Source organism: Bacillus cereus group sp. RP37, assembly GCF_040459695.1.
GTDB lineage: Bacteria > Bacillota > Bacilli > Bacillales > Bacillaceae_G > Bacillus_A.
Window position 1 is genome coordinate 418207 of the sequence record NZ_JARVHP010000001.1, and the last position, 17165, is coordinate 435371.

Consider the following 17165-nt stretch of genomic DNA (forward strand, 5'->3'; position numbering starts at 1 on the left):
TATTATTCAGCTTCAGAAACAACTGTGAAGCGTTCGTTTACGTGTTTTGGATTTTCGATTTCATCAAGTGCTGCTACTGCGAAGTCTTCATAACTTACGTAGCTATCACCTTTTGAGTTCACAAGAAGATTGTCTTTACCAGCTGTATAAGAACCAGTACGTTTTCCTAGTGCGAATAGTGCAGAAGGGCTGATAAATGTCCAAGTAATATCGTTTGTTTGTTGCAGAATTTCTAAGTTTTTCCCTTGGTTTTGAGCAGTTGCAAGGTATTCGTTAGGGAAACCAGGTGTATCAAATACACGTGTTGTTTTCTCTTCGTCTACAAATAAGCTTCCAGCGCCGCCAACTACAAGTAATTTTGTGTTAGGTGCACCTTTCATAGCTTCAATTAGTACATTTCCTGCATCTACATGAAGATGTTCTTCTCCTGCTGGAGCGCCGAATGCATTTACAACTACATCGAATGCTTGTAGGTCGTTAGATGTAAGAGAGAATACATCTTTCTCTAAAACTTTTACGTTTTCTTCTGTAATTTTTGCAGCATTTCTTACGATTGCAGTTACTTCATGTCCACGATCTAATGCTTCTTTTAAAATACGACTTCCTGCTTTACCAGTTGCTCCGATGATTCCGATTTTCATAATAAATCCCTCCAAAGTGTTTTGTTAAAGTGTATATCTGAAAGTAAATGAATGTATTGTAATTGGGCTTGTTACAACCTGTTGTAATCATTATAGTTACAGGTTGTTGTTTTTGTCAATGGGGTAGTTTTATGAAATTATTTTTGTTTAGTATGTGCAGTTGCTGAAAGTAAAATCATAAAAGAATATTGTATTGGCGATAGGGACCTAATATTTGGAAGTTATGAGATGTCGAAAAATGTTGATTTTTGAATATTTTTTGAATATAATTCGATTTATGGAGAAAAGGAGGGATTAATTGTATGAATATTTTGGAACAATTTGTTTCATCAACGAATACAATTCTTTGGTCATATATTCTTATTGCAATGTTAATTGGTTTAGGTCTTTATTTTTCTATTAAATTGAAATTCGTACAAATTACTCATTTAGGGGAAATGGTTCGACTAATGAGTGATGGATTAACTGGAAAGACGCGTAAAAAAGGTAGTGTATCTTCTTTCCAAGCGTTCTGTATGAGTTCAGCAGCTCGTATTGGAATCGGGAACTTAGCCGGTGTAGCGTTAGCTATTTCTATGGGAGGACCTGGAGCAGTATTTTGGATGTGGGTGATTGCGATTATCGGAGCGTCTTCAAGTTTCGTAGAAAGTACGCTTGCACAAATTTATAAAATAAAAGATGGCAGTGGCTTCCGTGGTGGTCCTGCTTATTATATGGAAAAAGGTTTAAATAAACGTTGGATGGGAATTTGGTTCTCTATCCTTATTACAATTAGTTACGGTTTAATTTTTAACTCCGTACAAGCGAATACAGTTACATTAGCATTTAAAAATGCTTTTGGTATTGAGCGTTATATTGTTGGGATTGTATTAGCGGTATTAGTTGCGGTTATTATTTTTGGTGGTGTAAAAAGTATTGCGCGTATGTCAGAAATGATTGTTCCGCCAATGGCAATTATTTATATTGCAGTAGCAATTTTCGTTGTTATTAAAAACTTCTATTTACTACCAGATGTGTTTACAGAAATTTTTAAAGGTGCATTCGGTTTAGATTCAGCTGTAGGTGGCGGTATCGGTGCAGCGATGAAGTATGGTATTCAGCGCGGATTATTTGCAAACGAAGCAGGTATGGGTAGTGCGCCAAACGCTGCAGCAACAGCTGATGTAACGCATCCAGCAAAACAAGGTTTTATTCAAACAATTGGAGTGCTGGTAGATACGTTCTTAGTATGTACATCAACAGCATTTATCGTACTATGTTCTGATGCATATAAAGCAACAAATTTAGAAGGTATTGAATTAACACAAAATGCATTAAGTTCACAAATCGGCCCATGGGCAAGTAGCTTCTTAGCGATTATTATTTTCTTATTTGCATTTAGTTCACTTCTAGGAAACTACTATTATGGTGAAACAAATATTGAGTTCATTAAACAAAGTAAGACTTGGTTAACGATTTATCGTGTTGCAGTAGTTGGAATGGTATTATTCGGTTCTGTTGCAACACTTCAAGTTGTATGGAACATGGCGGATTTATTTATGGGACTAATGGTAATCACAAACTTAATTGCGATTACACTTCTTGGGCGATTTGCATATGCTGCTTTGGCAGACTATGTAAGGCAAAAGAAACAAGGAAAAGATCCAGTCTTCAGTGCAGATTCTATTCCAGGTTTAACGAATACAGAGTGTTGGGATAAGCCAGCGGTAACGGATAAAGAAAAAGCAGTGTAATGAAAAGGCGAGCATCGAGATAAATTCGATGCTCGTCTTTTTTGTTGTAGTAAATGATGAAGAGGGTGGGAGGTAATTATTAATATAATTTTTTGTTCATTCATTCCTCTCGTTATTTGTAGGAACGTACTGTCTTAAAAGTATGACTGGTCGAATGGGATGAGTGATTGAGTATTAGATACATGCACGTACTGGTTATATTTTTACGTGAAAAAAACATGTATGTTAACAAGTCTAACGTGTCCATGTCATAAAACCTAACATAAAGTTCTTGATTACTAAAAGTTTTTAGAATATAATTTTCTTATTGTTAGGAAGAGGAGGCAATGCAAATATGGATTTTTTAGCTAAGGTAATTGGGGATGTAAATAATGTCCTTTGGTCATATGTCATTATTGCGATGTTAATTGGGTTAGGGCTCTATTTTTCATTTCGTGTGAAATTTGTCCAAGTTCGTTACTTCGGTGAAATGATTCGTTTGCTTGGGGATGGAGCAAGCTCGAAAACGAGGAAAGCGCAAAAAGAGAAGAGCGGCGTATCATCATTCCAAGCGTTTTGTATGAGTACAGCTTCTCGTGTAGGTACGGGTAACTTAGCTGGTGTAGCTATCGCGATTTCAGCGGGTGGACCAGGAGCAGTATTTTGGATGTGGTTAATTGCGGTAATTGGGGGTGCTTCTGCATTTGTAGAGAGCACATTAGCGCAAATTTATAAAGTAAAAGATGGGAATGCATTCCGCGGTGGCCCAGCGTATTATATGGAAAAGGGTTTAAAGAAACGCTGGCTAGGGGTTGTTTTCTCTGTTCTAATAACGGTTAGTTTCGGATTAATTTTCAACGCCGTGCAGTCAAACACGGTAGCGGCGGCTTTTGATGGAGCGTTTAACACAGATGGTAAGTTTGTAGGTCTGTTTATGGCTGGTTTACTTGCAGTTATTATCTTCGGCGGAGTAAAACGTATTGCACGTGCGGTTGAAATGATCGTACCAGTAATGGCAATTATTTATGTAGCAGTGGCATTATTCGTTGTTGTAACAAACATTACGGCAATTCCATATGTATTTAAAGAAATTTTCTTACATGCTTTTGGAATTAAAGAAGTAGTGGGCGGAGGATTAGGAGCTGCGATTTTACTAGGGGTAAAACGTGGATTATTCTCAAATGAAGCAGGTATGGGTAGTGCGCCGAACGCAGCTGCGACTGCAAACGTAACGCATCCAGTTAAACAAGGTTTCATTCAAACTTTAGGGGTATTTACAGATACATTATTAATTTGTAGTTGTACAGCATTCATCATTTTATTATCTGATGTACCTGGTGCAGCTGATCTAAATGGTATTCAATTAACACAGCAAGCATTAAGTCAACATATCGGACCGTGGGCTTCTATATTTGTAGCGGTGGCAATCTTCTTGTTTGCATTCAGTTCATTAGTAGGTAACTACTACTATGGTGAAACAAATATTGAGTTCTTAAATGGAAGTAAAGTGCTATTAAATGCATACCGCATTACTGTGCTTGGTATGGTTATGTTAGGGTCTGTAGCAACAATTCAAATCGTTTGGGATTTAGCAGATTTATTTATGGGGATTATGGCTGTTATTAACTTAGTGGCGATCGTATTCCTTTCTAAATACGCTTTCGCAGCGTTAGCAGATTATATTAAGCAGAAGAAACAAGGAAAAGATCCGGTCTTCTACGCAAATTCTATTCCAGGTCTGGAAAATACAGAGTGCTGGGAAGAGCAAGTAGCAGATAAAGAAAAAGCGGTATAATGAGGTGAGCATCAAGTGAAACTTGATGCTCATTTTTTTGTTTTATCCAGTTATTTGTAGGTAGTAAAAGACGAACATTCATAGATGTTTTATAATAAAATGTAATTTTTTTAAGAAAAGTGCGGATATGAGTTGTGATTTATGTTAGAATGGAAAATGCCTTTGAAACAAGAGGTTTTATGATCTTTCCTATCCGATTGAAGCTTTTAGAGGAGAAATGGAAAGTTCGGATTATTTCTTATTTTGAGTGGTCAGACGTTCAACGTTAATGAAGAGTTAAATGGAGGATTTTATTAATGAAGTTTGTTATGTTTCTTGTAGGATTACTCGTTGTATTTGTACTCGGTTTTCTTATAAGTGCCGATCGAAAGAAGATTAAGTACAAACCAATCGCAATTATGCTTGTTATTCAGCTAGTATTATCTTATTTCTTATTAAATACGCAAGTTGGTTATATTTTAGTAAAAGGAATTTCAGATGGATTTGGCGCGCTTCTTGGATATGCGGAAGCTGGAATCGTTTTCGTATTTGGCGGTCTTGTTAATAAAGGAGAGGTTTCATTCTTCTTAACAGCGTTATTACCAATCGTATTCTTTGCCGTTTTAATTGGAATTCTGCAACACTTTAAAATTTTACCGATATTTATTCGTGCTATTGGTACGTTGTTAAGTAAAGTAAATGGTCTAGGGAAATTAGAATCATATAACGCAGTAGCGGCTGCCATTGTAGGACAAGCAGAAGTATTTATTACAGTAAAAGACCAATTAAGTAAAATCCCAAAACATCGTTTATATACATTATGTGCATCTTCCATGTCGACAGTATCAATGTCAATCGTAGGTTCTTATATGAAAATGATCGAACCGAAATATGTAGTAACAGCACTTGTATTAAATTTATTTAGTGGTTTCATTATTATTCATATTATTAACCCGTACGATATTACAGAAGAAGAAGATACACTGAAATTAGAAAATAAGAAAAAGCAATCATTCTTTGAAATGCTAAGCGAATATATTATGCTTGGTTTCACGATTGCAATCACAGTAGCAGCAATGTTACTTGGTTTCGTAGCATTAATTACAGCAATCAATAGCTTGTTTGATTCCATGTTCGGTATTACATTCCAAGCTATTTTAGGATATATTTTCTCACCATTAGCATTCGTAATGGGTATCCCGCAAGCAGAGATGGTAACAGCGGGACAAATTATGGCAACAAAATTAGTATCAAACGAGTTTGTTGCGATGCTTGATCTTGGAAAAGTAGCTGGCGATTTATCAGCTCGTACAGTTGGTATTCTGTCTGTATTCCTTGTATCATTTGCGAACTTCTCATCTATCGGAATTATCGCAGGTGCAACGAAAGGTATCGATGAAAACCAATCAAATGTTGTATCATCATTCGGTCTACGCCTTGTGTATGGTGCGACATTAGTAAGTATTCTATCAGCGATTATCGTTGGTGTTATGTTATAAAAAAAGGTGGCCCTAGCTCATAGTTAGGGCTATTTTTTTTATGGTAAATTTTCATGAAAAAACCAATTAATTAGGAATATATTAACATATAAAAATCTTTTAAAATTTATATTGCATTTCATCTAGATAACGCTTACAATTTGATTTGTAGGTGGTATCAATTTCAGACTTTCAAGTATGGTAGGAGAGAAGAAGCTACCTTTTATAAATTGCAATTTATGTAAACGCTTACTGATTTTAGATAACAGTTGAATAGTATTTAGGGGTTTTAAATTTTTTAACATCAATGGTCAGACGTCATTCGTTATACGTTAAACGTTATACGACCGATAACTCGTGGGAGAAGTGGAGGATTCACATATGAAAATAGTAATGTTTCTAGTCGGTTTACTTGTAGTATTTGTACTAGGTTTCCTTATCAGTTCAGATCGTAAGAAAATTAAATATAAACCAATTGCACTTATGCTTGTCATTCAATTGGTACTTGCGTATTTCTTACTAAATACAAAAGTCGGATTTGTATTAGTAAAAGGGATTGCAGATGGGTTTGGCGCTATTTTAAAATTTGCGGAAGCTGGGGTTAATTTCGTATTTGGTGGTTTAGCAAATGATGGACAAGCACCATTCTTCTTAACAGTATTATTACCGATTATTTTCTTAGCAGTACTAATCGGAATCTTACAACACATTAAAGTTTTACCGATTATCATTCGTGCAGTTGGTTTCCTATTAAGTAAAATTAACGGTTTAGGAAAACTAGAATCGTATAATGCGGTAGCAGCTGCAATTGTTGGTCAAGGGGAAGTATTTATTACAGTAAAAGATCAACTAAGCAAATTACCGAAAAATCGTTTATACACACTTTGTGCATCTTCCATGTCAACAGTATCGATGTCAATCGTCGGTTCTTATATGAAAATGATTGATCCAAAATATGTAGTAACAGCACTTGTACTAAACTTATTCAGTGGATTCATTATCGTTCATATCATTAATCCATATGAAGTAAAAGAAGAAGACGATATTTTAGAATTACAAGAAGATAAGAAACAAACATTCTTTGAAATGTTAGGCGAATATATTATGCTTGGTTTCTCTATCGCTGTAACAGTAGCGGCGATGTTAATCGGTTTCGTAGCATTAATTACAGCAATTAATGGTGTATTCGATTCAATTTTCGGAATCACATTCCAAAGCATTTTAGGATATGTCTTCTCACCATTAGCATTCGTAATGGGTATTCCAACATCAGAGATGCTAACAGCAGGACAAATTATGGCAACGAAATTAGTAACGAACGAGTTTGTTGCGATGCTTGATTTAGGCAAAGTAGCTGGTGAGTTATCAACTCGTACAGTAGGTATCTTATCTATCTTCCTTGTATCATTTGCGAACTTCTCATCTATCGGAATTATCGCAGGTGCAACGAAGAGTATCGATGGCAAACAAGCAAACGTTGTATCATCATTCGGACTAAAACTTGTATACGGTGCAACGCTAGTAAGTATATTATCAGCGATTATCGTTGGGGTTATGCTTTAATAAAACGGTATAGAAGTCGTTTATCTCTCGCCTAGAGGGATGAACGACTTTTTTATTTTGGTATGATAAGTAATACAGAGAGGGGGAATTAGGTTGAAAGAACGGGATAGTTTAAGGGAGTTTGATGAGAGTATAGAGAACATTGACCAATTAACTGGTGAAGATGCTAGAGCATTTTTGAAATTGATACACGGATACTTGAGCATAGTAGAAGAAGGAGATGGGACTTTTACTCATAGTGACTTTGTTGAAAAGGTTTCAGGGCTTTATAAGAAGGATTTGGCGAAGGTTATTAAGCTTAGGGAAGAAATAAAAAAATCACCTTAATACATTCATTAAGGTGATTGAAATATTACTCAGCTGGAGCCGTAAATGTACGTTTCTCCAATTCAGCATCTAGCATAAATAGTGCATTTGAATCGCTTGTAATACGTTTTAATTTTTGGATGATGCTATCGAATGAAGCTTCTTCTTCTACTTGCTCATCAACGAACCATTTTAAGAAGGTGATTGTTGCGTGTTCACGCTCATCCCAAGCAATATCAGATAAGTGATAAATACGTTTCGTTACTTCACGCTCGTGTTCAAGTGCGACTTCAAAAGCATTCAATACAGATTCGTATTCGTTATTCGGATTATCAAATCCAGTAATAATAGCGCGCTCACCGCGGTCATTAATGTAGTTGTAAAGCTTCATTGCGTGGAAACGCTCTTCTTCAGCTTGTACAAGGAAAAAGTTAGCAAATCCATCATAGCTTTCGGCTGTACAGTAAGCAGCCATTGCCATATAAGCGTGGGCAGAGTAAAACTCGAAGTTCATTTGATCGTTTAGTGCGTCGTGCAATTTTTTAGATAACATAAAATCCCCCTTAGTATTGTGACAAGAATATTATATCATAATTGATAATATTCTCATTTAGATGTTTCAAACCTTTTCGAAAGCTTTGTGACGTGTGCTTCCATAATGTCTTGTAAATCTAAATCATATTTTTGTGAAAGAATAATAAGGTTAGACAGTACATCACCAAGTTCTTCTTTTAGTTCTTGTTTTAGCTCTTCTTCTGTTTTCGCGTCTTCATCAGGACGATCACGGCCAATTTCAATGGCGCGAACAACGCGTGAAACTTCCCCAACTTCCTCTGTTAAGAAATTTAAGCGAATAAAGGAATTATACTGTGACCAGCTTCGTTTTTCGTAAAATTCCTCCACCCATCTTTGAAATGCGACGATATCCATTTCTTCCTCATCCCTTCAATATGTTGTACAATACTCATTGTATCATGACAATATATAGTTTTGGGGTGTAGGAATGAGAAAGATTTGTGTGTTTGCAGGTTCCAATTTAGGGGAGAGACCAGAATTTAAAGAGCAGGCGATAGAGCTAGGGAAAATGTTTGTTAAGAACGATTATGAGCTTGTATATGGCGGTTCTTGCGTTGGATTAATGGGAGAAGTGGCGAATGAAGTTCTTCGTTTGGGCGGGCGTGTAACAGGTGTTATGCCACGTGGTCTATTTCGAGGAGAAATCGTACATACAGGATTAACAGAATTAATTGAAGTAGAAACGATGCATGAGCGTAAAGCAAAAATGGCAGAGCTTGCGGATGCTTTTATTGCACTGCCAGGCGGATACGGAACGTTTGAAGAACTATTTGAAGTTGTATGTTGGTCACAAATTGGTATACATAATAAGCCGGTTGGTTTATTAAACATTAAAGATTTTTATGGACCAATTCTGCAAATGGTTGAACGTGCAGCAGAAGAAGGGTTTATGAATCCATCAAATAAAGAGTTGATCGTTTCAGCTGAGACAGCAGATAGGTTAATTCATGAAATACAAAATTATGAACGTCCTGTTTTGGGGACGAAGTGGAAGCAACTATCATAATACAATTGTATAGAGATTTTTGGAAACACATGTCATTTTATCTTGAAAAGGCATGTGTTTTTAATTTGGTTAAATATGTTAATGTTGAGATATGATGTTTTGGGAAAAGGAGAAATAGATGGAGGAGTTTGTGTATTTACGTCCTGTTTTTAAAAGTATATTAGCAGCATCTATTCTTGTTATGCTAATTGTTTCAATGCAGAAGAAAGAGCTAATTAATGAGTTTTCGCTTTGGTTTATTTCGATATTATGTATTGGTGTTTCTGCGATAACATTGTTTATGACTGGGTTTATTGTTGATGAGTATAATCTAGCCGGAGATGTGCAGAGTTTTAACATGTTTATTGCGATTGGCTGTATTAGCGGCTTGAATTTCATTATTTATTATAGACGGCAATAAAAAGAAGGCATTCCGTATTATTTTGGAATGCCTTTATCATTTTGATTACTTTGTTTTTTATACAGGTACCAGCCACCCCAGCCGCCACCAATTGCTACAACAACGAGGAAAGCATAGTCTTTCACCTCGACACGTATATTGAAAATAGTAGCTATAAGTAAGACAATCCCAACTGTTATTAACGCAAAAAATGCTCTAATTAAGTAGTCTTTCAACTGAACCACTCCCGCCATTTAATTAGTAAATGATGAACTTGGAAAAGCTTTTTGGATCTAATTACTAAAAGGTGTTTCCTATATTTTAACATAAAAGAGATTGTAATATATTGATGAAAGTAGAGGAGGTGAGTGCTATTATTGTCGTTATTTGTTGGTAAATCGATATTCTTTGTCGAATCGTTGATATATTGTGAGTTGTGATCGATATAATGAAAAAATCGTTGATATATTGCAAGTTATGATCGATATATTTGAAAAATCGTTGATATAATTTCATGTACCATCATACGGGAACACCCAATAGAAAAAAGCGACTCTGAACGAGCCGCTTCCGCTTTTAAGTATTATCCAGCTCCAGCGGCTAGAATGTTCGGTGGCTTCGCTTTTTCCTGCGAGGCAAAGAGCGCCTCTACGTCAAAAGCTCCATCCCCCTCACATTCTAAACGAGCCGCTTCCGCTTTTAATGATATCCAGCTCCAGCGGCTAGAACAGTCGGTTGTTTCACTCCTTCATTCGAGGCAAAAAGCGCCTCGTAATCAGGAGTTCCAACACCCTCCTGTTCTGAACGAGCCGCTTTCGCTTTTAAATCTATTATTGATTCAAGAACGCGCGTAGCATCCAAGCGTGTTTTTCTAGTTCTGTGTAGATGCCTAGTAGTAGGTCAGATGTCATTTCGTCGTCAGAGTCTTGAGCGATTTCCATGCCTTTTTTCAGTTCGACTAGCATCATTTGGTAGTCTTTCATGATTGCTTCGACCATCCCTTCTGCAGTTTCTCCGTAAGCTGCTTCTTGAATAGAAGATATTTCTAGGTATTCTTTCATTGTTGCTACTGGTTTACCGCCAATTGCTAAAATACGTTCTGCAATTTCGTCGATGTGAGTAGCTGATTCTGTGTAAAGTTCTTCGAATTTCTCATGTAATGTGAAGAATTGAGGTCCTTTTACGTACCAATGGAAGTTGTGTAGTTTTGTGAATAAAACGCTCCAGTCTGCTACTTGTTTGTTTAATACTTCGATTACTTGTTTGTTCATTATGATCAATCTCCTTTTGAGTTGTTATGTTATATCAATTACTAATTTATAATTATTATAATCTAGTAATTCGTATAAATCAACCCTTTTGCTGGAATTAATTTGAACAAATTATGAACTGTTGTATATAAAAATCCCTATTACTGTGAAGTAATAGGGATTCTTATTTATATATAGCTCCAGCGGCTAGAATCTCCGGTCATTTCGCTCTCTCGCTCGAAGCAACAAGCGCTTCAAAATCGAGAGCTCCAATGTCCTGCGATTCTAAACGAGCCGCTTTCGCTTTTAATTGTTATACCGCTTTTTTATTCTCTTCTACATCCTGTCCATCCCAGCACTCTGTATTCTGTAAGCCAGGGATAGAACTTGCAACGAAAACAGGATCTTTTCCTTGTTTCTTTTGCTTAATATAGTCTACTAATGCTGCGTAAGCGAATTTGCTTAGGAATGAGATGGCAATTAAGTTTGTGAATACCATTAGTCCCATGAATAAATCAGCTAAACTCCAAACTGTTTTAAGGGCAGCGATTGATCCGAAGAATACCATTCCGACAACTGCAATGCGATAAATCATTAACCATGTTTTGCTTTCTTTAATGAATGCGATATTCGTTTCACCATAATAGTAGTTTCCTAGTAAAGAGCTGAAAGCGAATAGGAAAATAATAATCGCTAAGAAAGTGCTTGCCCACGGTCCAATTTGTGAACTTAATGCTTGTTGTGTTAGTTCAATACCTTCTAAATTCGATCCTTTGTAAAGTCCAGAACATAATACGATAAACGCTGTTGATGTACATACTAAGAATGTATCTACGAAAACACCTAATGCTTGAACAAGTCCTTGTTTGACAGGGTGAGATACATCTGATGTTGCTGCTGCGTTAGGAGAGCTACCCATACCTGCTTCTGTCGCGAATAAACCGCGCTGAATTCCGAACTTGATTGCTGCTCCAATACCACCAGCGACGGCTTGGTCTAAACCAAATGCGCTGTTAAATATTTCCGTGAAAATGCTTGGTAACATAGTGAAGTTGTTAATAACAACAAAAATTGCCACACCAATATAAATAATTGCCATTGGAGGAACAATCATTTCTGTAATACGTGAAATGCTCTTGATACCACCGAAAATAATAACTGCAACTAATAAAGCTAATAGAGCTCCTACGATCGTTCGCTCTAGTCCAAATGCATTTTCAAATGCTATTGTTACTGTGTTTGCTTGTACAGAATTGAAAATTAATCCGTACGCAACTGTAATAAGAAGTGAAAACCAAACACCCATCCAGCGTTTATTTAATCCTTTTTCCATGTAATATGCTGGACCACCACGGAATCTGCTTCCATCTTTTACTTTATAAATTTGTGCGAGCGTACATTCTACGAAACTAGTAGCTGCTCCGAGAATAGCGATAAACCACATCCAAAATATTGCGCCAGGTCCACCCATTGAAATGGCTAGTGCTACACCAGCTAAGTTCCCGATACCGATACGTGCTGCTGCACTTAGGCAAAATGCTTGGAATGGAGAGATGCTATCTTTCTTTTTTTCTTTTCGATTAAACCCTTTACTAATTAAACCGACCATCTCACCGAAATGAGTAATTTGGACAAACTTCAATTTAAAAGAGAAATAAAGACCGAAGCCGATTAGCATTGCAATAAGAATATATGACCATAAAATATTATTCGTTACCTCAAGGAATCTGCTAAAGATATCAACCATATAATACACTTCCTTTTTTCCGTAATAAGAAAATTATATGCAAAAAATATACGAGAATCAATTTTTCTAAAAAATTATGTTACTTAAATGTGTTTTGTGTTATGATTATGTTACATCGTAATATTTTTAGAATTATTTACATTTTAAAAAACTAAATGTAAAACGAGAAAGAGGGGATAATTTGAAAGAAGAATCTTTATTGAAAGTAAGCCTTAAGAGTTTGAAAATGAGAAGTAATATATTTTTTATCATTACATCTTTAAGTATCTTTTTGGGAGCCACTTATTATTACAATAAAAGATTTCCAAATCACAGGTATCCTGAATGGTTAGAATTTCTAAAGTTAATTGGATGAACAAAAGACAGAAAAACAGAAAATTCAAATATAAAATGTTGTGGAGGAGCTAAATATGAATATTAGAGAAAGTGAACTTCCGGGTATTGGTTACAAATTTCAAATCGTTACGAAAGGTAACGAAAAGATGGTAATTGTCATTCATGATGACGGGCGTAGAGAAATGTATCATTTTGATTCAGACCATGAAGAAAGTATCTCAAGTATTTCATTACGCGACTCAGAGGCAAGACAAATTGCAGCAATATTAGGTGGAATGGTGTATAAGCCTAGAGCATTAGAAAATGTTGAAATGGTCTTTGAAGGTTTAGCGATTGAGTGGTTTAAAGTAGAGAATGCAGCTCCAGCAATCGGAAAAACAATCGGTGATCTTGAAATAAGAAAAACATATAGCGTAACAATCATTGCAGTTATGAAAAAGAATATGAAAAAGCTATTTAATCCAGGACCAGAAACGGTAATTGAAGAAGGCGATATGCTTGTAGTTTCTGGTGAGAGAGAAGAAATTAAAAAAATTATTAATGAGTTACTTTCGAATAGGGGGACTGACTAGATGGATACGTTAATTTTTGAAGTTGGTACAGCGTTAGTATTAGTTGCAATTGCGGCAGTAATTGCTGGAAAGTTTAAATTCTCAGTAATTCCGTTTCTAATTGTTCTTGGGATGTTAGTGGGGCCACATGCGCCGACAATAGGTGTTATCGATCTCAAGTTTATTGAAAGTGCAAGTGTAATTTCCTTCCTTGGACGGATTGGGGTTCTGTTCCTTCTGTTCTATCTAGGACTAGAATTTTCGATGAAAAAACTAATTAAATCGGGACGTTCTATTGCGATTGGCGGAACAATCTATATTTTAATTAACTTTTCACTTGGATTATTATACGGATTTATAATGGGATTCCCTTTACTAGAAATCTTAATTATTGCGGGTATTATTACGATTTCTTCTAGTGCTATCGTTGCAAAAGTGTTAGTTGATTTAAGAAGAACTGGTAATAATGAAACCGAATTAATTTTAGGAATTATTATGTTTGAAGATATATTCCTTGCTGTATATTTATCAGTCGTTTCTGGTTTAGTTCTAGGGGATCACGCTTCCTTCTTAGGTGCCCTTACTTCAATTGGAATTGCTTTAGGATACATGCTTCTATTCTTTATTGTGGCTAGAAAGGCAACGCCGTTATTAAATAAATTGCTCAATATTAGTTCAGATGAAATTTTCATTATTGTAGTATTCGCTTCGTTATTCTTTATTGCCGGTTTCTCGGAAACAATTCACGTTGCAGAAGCAATCGGAGCACTTCTTTTAGGGTTAGTTTTCTCTGAGACAGAGCATAGTGACAGAATTGAACATCTCGTTGTTCCATTTAGAGATTTCTTCGGAGCCATTTTCTTCTTCAGTTTCGGATTAAGTATAGATCCGTTTTCATTAGGCGGAGCGATATGGTTAACGTTAGGTGCTGTCCTTCTAACAATCATCGGGAACTTTGTTGCAGGGATGATTGCAGGGCGACAAGCTGGATTATCTCATAAAGCGTCAACAAATATTGGATTAACAATCGTTTCAAGAGGAGAATTTTCCATCATTATGGCCAATATCGGTATCGCAGGTGGTTTAATGTCAGTATTGAAACCATTCTCAGCACTATACGTGCTTATACTATCCATCTTAGGTCCACTTCTGACGAAAGAGTCAAAGAATGTATATAAATTTTTAAATAAAATCTTTAAGTGGGATACGAAGACTAGATAAATTTTTTGAAAATAAAAGTACAAGATATTTCCTGCTTGTACTTTTATTTTTGCAATGAAAACAGTAAAGAGAGGTACATCATGTTAGGAGAGTTGATTCATTCCGTTTTAGTTTTTCTAGAAGGACTTGGTTATTGGGGAATTATGCTTGGATTAATGCTAGAGGTTATTCCGAGTGAAATCGTATTATCTTATGCAGGCTATTTAGTATCAACCGGAAGTATTACATTTTGGGGCGCTGTCGCGTTCGGTACAATTGGTGGTGTAATCGCACAGCTATTCATTTATTGGATCGGTCGATACGGAGGAAGACCTGTTCTTGAGCGATATGGAAAATATATTTTGATTCAGAAGAAACATATTGATTATGCTGAAGCGTGGTTTAATCGTTACGGAACTGGTGTTATTTTTACAGCGCGTTTTATTCCTGTTGTGCGTCATGCTATTTCGATACCAGCGGGTATTGCAAAAATGTCACATGCTAAGTTTATTACGCTAACTACATTAGCTGTTATTCCATGGTCAATTGTATTTGTATATTTAGGTTTTAAATTAGGAACAGAGTGGGAAAGTATTAATAAAGTAGCGGGGCCATATGTGAAATACTTTGCACTTGCTGCAATTGTTTGTGCAATTGGTTACTTTGTATTAAAAAAAGTGATGAAAAAAAGGTGATTACGTAAAAGGAATCTATGCTGATATAGATTCTTTTTTATTGTCATTTTTCGAAAGGGGAAAGAGTGGGTTTAATATTTTACATATTGTGGCATACATATAGGAAAAGGGAGTTTGGAAAGGGGAATAAAGAGAAATGGAACTCCAGTTTCAAAATGTATATCAACAGGTGGAGAATTGGTATGTGTTGGATTCGGAGCTTCCTTGGGATGTCAAAAGACTTAGAGATGATTTGTTTTCACTTATTGAAGTATGTAAAACGCCAGTTATTTTTTGTGATACGTGCGATGCAAATCATGTACTTCTATCATTAGGAGAAGAAGAGGAAGAGTTTCTATTCCCAATAGGTGGTTTTTATCATAAAGACAAACAATTAATTTTTGTTTGTATGTGGGAAGAGTATGAGCAAGTGCTCAAAACTCTACTGCATGAATTTCGCCATGCGATGCAGCATAAGAGAGAAGTATTGTATGTTGGAAGTGAATTGTACGAAGATAGATGGATTGAGAAAGATGCGAGGAAGTTCGCGGAGAGGAAATTAGATGAATATAAAAATAGAAATTTGATGTAAAGCATAGTGGAGAAATGGCGCTGTGCTTTCTTTATTGCTTACTAAAAATAAGCGATTGACTTTTATAAAGTTTAGTTCTAAACTAATGGTATGAAACGAGCGAGGTGATGAAATGAAAACAGAAGATAGACTCGGATTACTATTATGGTTTCGTTTATCACGTTTTTATAACAAGAGTATTCGTGAGACGAATCAGCATTTGAAAAAGTGGAATGTATCTGCCGCTCAGTTTGATGTACTAGCTCAAGTTGGGGGACATAATCGTTTAACGCAGCAAGAGCTTGGAAATAAGCTATTTGTTACGAAAGGAAATGTCACGCAGCTTTTAAATAAAATGGAGCAGCTGGAGTGGATTGGTCGTGAACAAGAAGGTACTACGAAATATATTTCGTTAACAGAAAAGGGAAGAGCTTTATATGAGGAGATCGTCCCGCCCCAGGAAACGTTCCAAGCGGAGCAGTTTCATAAATTAAACATAGAAGAACAACAGCAATTATTACAATTACTAAAAAAATTACAGTAAGAAAAAATTTTAAAATAAATCTTGAATTCGAGATAATATGAGGTGAAGGATATGTTTAGAAAAGTTGATCATAAAAATATGGGCAGAGCAAATCACGGTTGGTTAAATACACATTTTCATTTTTCCTTTGCTAATTACTATAATCCAAATAACATGAGCTTTGGAGCATTACGTGTTATTAATGATGACCTAGTAGCGGCACAAACTGGTTTTGATATGCATCCGCACCGCGATATGGAAATCATTTCGTACGTTGTAGAGGGTGCTTTAACACATGAAGATAGCATGGGGAATCGCGGAACAATTGAGCGTGGTCATGTTCAATATATGAGTGCTGGTACAGGTGTATTTCATAGTGAGCATAATTTAGGAAATGAGGCATTGCGTTTATTACAAATTTGGATTTTACCAGATCGTGCGGATCATAAGCCAAACTATGGTGAGTTTAAATTTGATTGGAGAAAGCGTGAAAATGAGTGGTTCCATATGGTATCTCCATTAGAAGGAGAGGCACCAATTCAAATTCACCAAGATGCGAATTTATATTCTTTATCGTTAGAAGCTGGAAAAGAAATTCATTTTCCTGTGAAAGAAGGTCGTCAATTATACCTTGTTCAAATTGAAGGAAGTAGTGTAATAAATGGTGAGACACTTGTTATGCGCGATGCGGCAGAAGCGATTGAAGAAGATATTCATATTGAAGCGAAAGAGCAATCACACTATTTAGCAATTGAGTTAAAAAAATAACAAAATGTTTATAAAAAGAGGACACCTGATAGGGTGTCCTCTTTTTGAATGGAATTATCTGAAAAATGTTTCTCAATTTTTCGAAAGAGGTATTTGGTTAAAGATTCAGA

The 17165-nt window shown here is 35.9% G+C and carries 20 protein-coding genes; 13 read left to right on the forward strand and 7 right to left on the reverse strand.

Annotation, left to right across the window (positions count from 1 at the left end; all coding sequences use genetic code 11):
- Positions 1-2 precede the first annotated feature (2 nt).
- The gene (locus QCI44_RS02030) at positions 3-641 is read right to left on the reverse strand and encodes an NAD(P)-dependent oxidoreductase (RefSeq protein WP_016085635.1); all 639 of its coding nucleotides are present in this window, start codon (positions 639-641) and stop codon (positions 3-5) included.
- A gap of 302 nt (positions 642-943) precedes the next feature.
- Between QCI44_RS02030 and QCI44_RS02035 the strand changes: the two genes are divergently transcribed.
- The 5 genes from QCI44_RS02035 (at position 944) to QCI44_RS02055 (ending at position 7495) form a co-directional block, all read left to right on the forward strand.
- Positions 944-2374 carry an alanine/glycine:cation symporter family protein gene (locus tag QCI44_RS02035; RefSeq protein ID WP_088084565.1) on the forward strand — a complete coding sequence of 477 codons (1431 nt, stop codon included), beginning with the start codon at positions 944-946 and terminating at the stop codon, positions 2372-2374.
- A 334-nt stretch (positions 2375-2708) separates the two neighbouring features.
- Complete coding sequence (locus tag QCI44_RS02040; protein WP_353810986.1) at positions 2709-4148, forward strand: alanine/glycine:cation symporter family protein; 1440 nt, start codon at positions 2709-2711, stop codon at positions 4146-4148.
- Between the two features lie 296 nt (positions 4149-4444).
- Positions 4445-5626, forward strand: a complete 1182-nt coding sequence (locus QCI44_RS02045; RefSeq protein ID WP_016085638.1) for a NupC/NupG family nucleoside CNT transporter — start codon at positions 4445-4447, stop codon at positions 5624-5626.
- Positions 5627-5986: 360 nt separating this feature from the next.
- Positions 5987-7168 carry a NupC/NupG family nucleoside CNT transporter gene (locus QCI44_RS02050; protein ID WP_016085639.1) on the forward strand — a complete coding sequence of 394 codons (1182 nt, stop codon included), beginning with the start codon at positions 5987-5989 and terminating at the stop codon, positions 7166-7168.
- Between the two features lie 93 nt (positions 7169-7261).
- The gene (locus tag QCI44_RS02055; RefSeq protein WP_016135978.1) at positions 7262-7495 is read left to right on the forward strand and encodes a hypothetical protein; all 234 of its coding nucleotides are present in this window, start codon (positions 7262-7264) and stop codon (positions 7493-7495) included.
- Between the two features lie 25 nt (positions 7496-7520).
- Here the strand turns inward: QCI44_RS02055 and QCI44_RS02060 are convergent, their stop codons facing one another.
- On the reverse strand, positions 7521-8027 hold the full coding sequence (locus tag QCI44_RS02060; RefSeq protein WP_016085642.1) for a ferritin: 507 nt from the start codon (positions 8025-8027) through the stop codon (positions 7521-7523).
- Between the two features lie 53 nt (positions 8028-8080).
- Positions 8081-8404 (reverse strand): MazG nucleotide pyrophosphohydrolase domain-containing protein, encoded by a 324-nt coding sequence (locus QCI44_RS02065; RefSeq protein WP_000355762.1) that lies wholly within the window; start codon positions 8402-8404, stop codon positions 8081-8083.
- Positions 8405-8477: 73 nt separating this feature from the next.
- Here QCI44_RS02065 and QCI44_RS02070 point away from each other — a divergent pair, with 73 nt between their 5' ends.
- Complete coding sequence (locus tag QCI44_RS02070) at positions 8478-9056, forward strand: LOG family protein (RefSeq protein WP_033659971.1); 579 nt, start codon at positions 8478-8480, stop codon at positions 9054-9056.
- A gap of 118 nt (positions 9057-9174) precedes the next feature.
- Positions 9175-9456 carry a hypothetical protein gene (locus QCI44_RS02075; RefSeq protein WP_088084564.1) on the forward strand — a complete coding sequence of 94 codons (282 nt, stop codon included), beginning with the start codon at positions 9175-9177 and terminating at the stop codon, positions 9454-9456.
- A 17-nt stretch (positions 9457-9473) separates the two neighbouring features.
- Here the strand turns inward: QCI44_RS02075 and QCI44_RS02080 are convergent, their stop codons facing one another.
- The 4 genes from QCI44_RS02080 to QCI44_RS02095 all read right to left on the reverse strand — a co-directional run bounded on the left by QCI44_RS02080 (position 9474) and on the right by QCI44_RS02095 (position 12432).
- Positions 9474-9671, reverse strand: a complete 198-nt coding sequence (locus tag QCI44_RS02080; RefSeq protein WP_016085645.1) for a hypothetical protein — start codon at positions 9669-9671, stop codon at positions 9474-9476.
- Positions 9672-10134: 463 nt separating this feature from the next.
- Positions 10135-10296, reverse strand: a complete 162-nt coding sequence (locus QCI44_RS02085; protein ID WP_033660219.1) for a hypothetical protein — start codon at positions 10294-10296, stop codon at positions 10135-10137.
- Positions 10266-10706 (reverse strand): Dps family protein, encoded by a 441-nt coding sequence (locus QCI44_RS02090; RefSeq protein WP_001041891.1) that lies wholly within the window; start codon positions 10704-10706, stop codon positions 10266-10268. The genes QCI44_RS02085 and QCI44_RS02090 overlap by 31 nt, the downstream gene beginning before the upstream one ends.
- Positions 10707-10998: 292 nt before the next feature.
- A complete protein-coding gene (locus QCI44_RS02095) occupies positions 10999-12432 on the reverse strand; it encodes an alanine/glycine:cation symporter family protein (RefSeq protein WP_016135974.1) in 1434 nt (477 codons plus the stop codon).
- A 410-nt stretch (positions 12433-12842) separates the two neighbouring features.
- Here QCI44_RS02095 and QCI44_RS02100 point away from each other — a divergent pair, with 410 nt between their 5' ends.
- From QCI44_RS02100 to QCI44_RS02125, 6 genes are all read left to right on the forward strand, one after another.
- Positions 12843-13340 carry a cation:proton antiporter regulatory subunit gene (locus QCI44_RS02100; RefSeq protein WP_001026069.1) on the forward strand — a complete coding sequence of 166 codons (498 nt, stop codon included), beginning with the start codon at positions 12843-12845 and terminating at the stop codon, positions 13338-13340.
- The gene (locus tag QCI44_RS02105) at positions 13341-14540 is read left to right on the forward strand and encodes a cation:proton antiporter (RefSeq protein ID WP_016135973.1); all 1200 of its coding nucleotides are present in this window, start codon (positions 13341-13343) and stop codon (positions 14538-14540) included. It begins immediately after the preceding gene.
- A gap of 80 nt (positions 14541-14620) precedes the next feature.
- Entirely contained in the window at positions 14621-15214 is a 594-nt protein-coding gene (gene uptA / locus QCI44_RS02110) for an undecaprenyl phosphate transporter UptA (RefSeq protein ID WP_016085648.1), read from the forward strand.
- Between the two features lie 136 nt (positions 15215-15350).
- Positions 15351-15785 (forward strand): DUF3920 family protein, encoded by a 435-nt coding sequence (locus QCI44_RS02115; protein WP_016135972.1) that lies wholly within the window; start codon positions 15351-15353, stop codon positions 15783-15785.
- Positions 15786-15897: 112 nt separating this feature from the next.
- Positions 15898-16308: a MarR family winged helix-turn-helix transcriptional regulator gene (locus tag QCI44_RS02120; protein WP_016085650.1), complete on the forward strand. Its 411-nt coding sequence runs from the start codon at positions 15898-15900 to the stop codon at positions 16306-16308.
- Positions 16309-16359: 51 nt separating this feature from the next.
- Positions 16360-17055, forward strand: a complete 696-nt coding sequence (locus QCI44_RS02125) for a pirin family protein (protein WP_016135971.1) — start codon at positions 16360-16362, stop codon at positions 17053-17055.
- The last annotated feature ends 110 nt before the right edge of the window (positions 17056-17165 follow it).

Coding starts and splice junctions, on each gene's coding strand:
- QCI44_RS02040 (WP_353810986.1), top strand. CDS start 2,709: ATGGATTTTTTAGCTAAGGTAATTGGGGATGTAAATAATGTCCTTTGG.
- QCI44_RS02050 (WP_016085639.1), top strand. CDS start 5,987: ATGAAAATAGTAATGTTTCTAGTCGGTTTACTTGTAGTATTTGTACTA.
- QCI44_RS02065 (WP_000355762.1), bottom strand. CDS start 8,404: ATGGATATCGTCGCATTTCAAAGATGGGTGGAGGAATTTTACGAAAAA.
- QCI44_RS02100 (WP_001026069.1), top strand. CDS start 12,843: ATGAATATTAGAGAAAGTGAACTTCCGGGTATTGGTTACAAATTTCAA.
- QCI44_RS02070 (WP_033659971.1), top strand. CDS start 8,478: ATGAGAAAGATTTGTGTGTTTGCAGGTTCCAATTTAGGGGAGAGACCA.
- QCI44_RS02030 (WP_016085635.1), bottom strand. CDS start 641: ATGAAAATCGGAATCATCGGAGCAACTGGTAAAGCAGGAAGTCGTATT.
- QCI44_RS02090 (WP_001041891.1), bottom strand. CDS start 10,706: ATGAACAAACAAGTAATCGAAGTATTAAACAAACAAGTAGCAGACTGG.
- QCI44_RS02105 (WP_016135973.1), top strand. CDS start 13,341: ATGGATACGTTAATTTTTGAAGTTGGTACAGCGTTAGTATTAGTTGCA.
- QCI44_RS02045 (WP_016085638.1), top strand. CDS start 4,445: ATGAAGTTTGTTATGTTTCTTGTAGGATTACTCGTTGTATTTGTACTC.
- QCI44_RS02095 (WP_016135974.1), bottom strand. CDS start 12,432: ATGGTTGATATCTTTAGCAGATTCCTTGAGGTAACGAATAATATTTTA.
- QCI44_RS02115 (WP_016135972.1), top strand. CDS start 15,351: ATGGAACTCCAGTTTCAAAATGTATATCAACAGGTGGAGAATTGGTAT.
- QCI44_RS02060 (WP_016085642.1), bottom strand. CDS start 8,027: ATGTTATCTAAAAAATTGCACGACGCACTAAACGATCAAATGAACTTC.
- QCI44_RS02035 (WP_088084565.1), top strand. CDS start 944: ATGAATATTTTGGAACAATTTGTTTCATCAACGAATACAATTCTTTGG.
- QCI44_RS02125 (WP_016135971.1), top strand. CDS start 16,360: ATGTTTAGAAAAGTTGATCATAAAAATATGGGCAGAGCAAATCACGGT.
- QCI44_RS02075 (WP_088084564.1), top strand. CDS start 9,175: ATGGAGGAGTTTGTGTATTTACGTCCTGTTTTTAAAAGTATATTAGCA.
- QCI44_RS02120 (WP_016085650.1), top strand. CDS start 15,898: ATGAAAACAGAAGATAGACTCGGATTACTATTATGGTTTCGTTTATCA.
- uptA (WP_016085648.1), top strand. CDS start 14,621: ATGTTAGGAGAGTTGATTCATTCCGTTTTAGTTTTTCTAGAAGGACTT.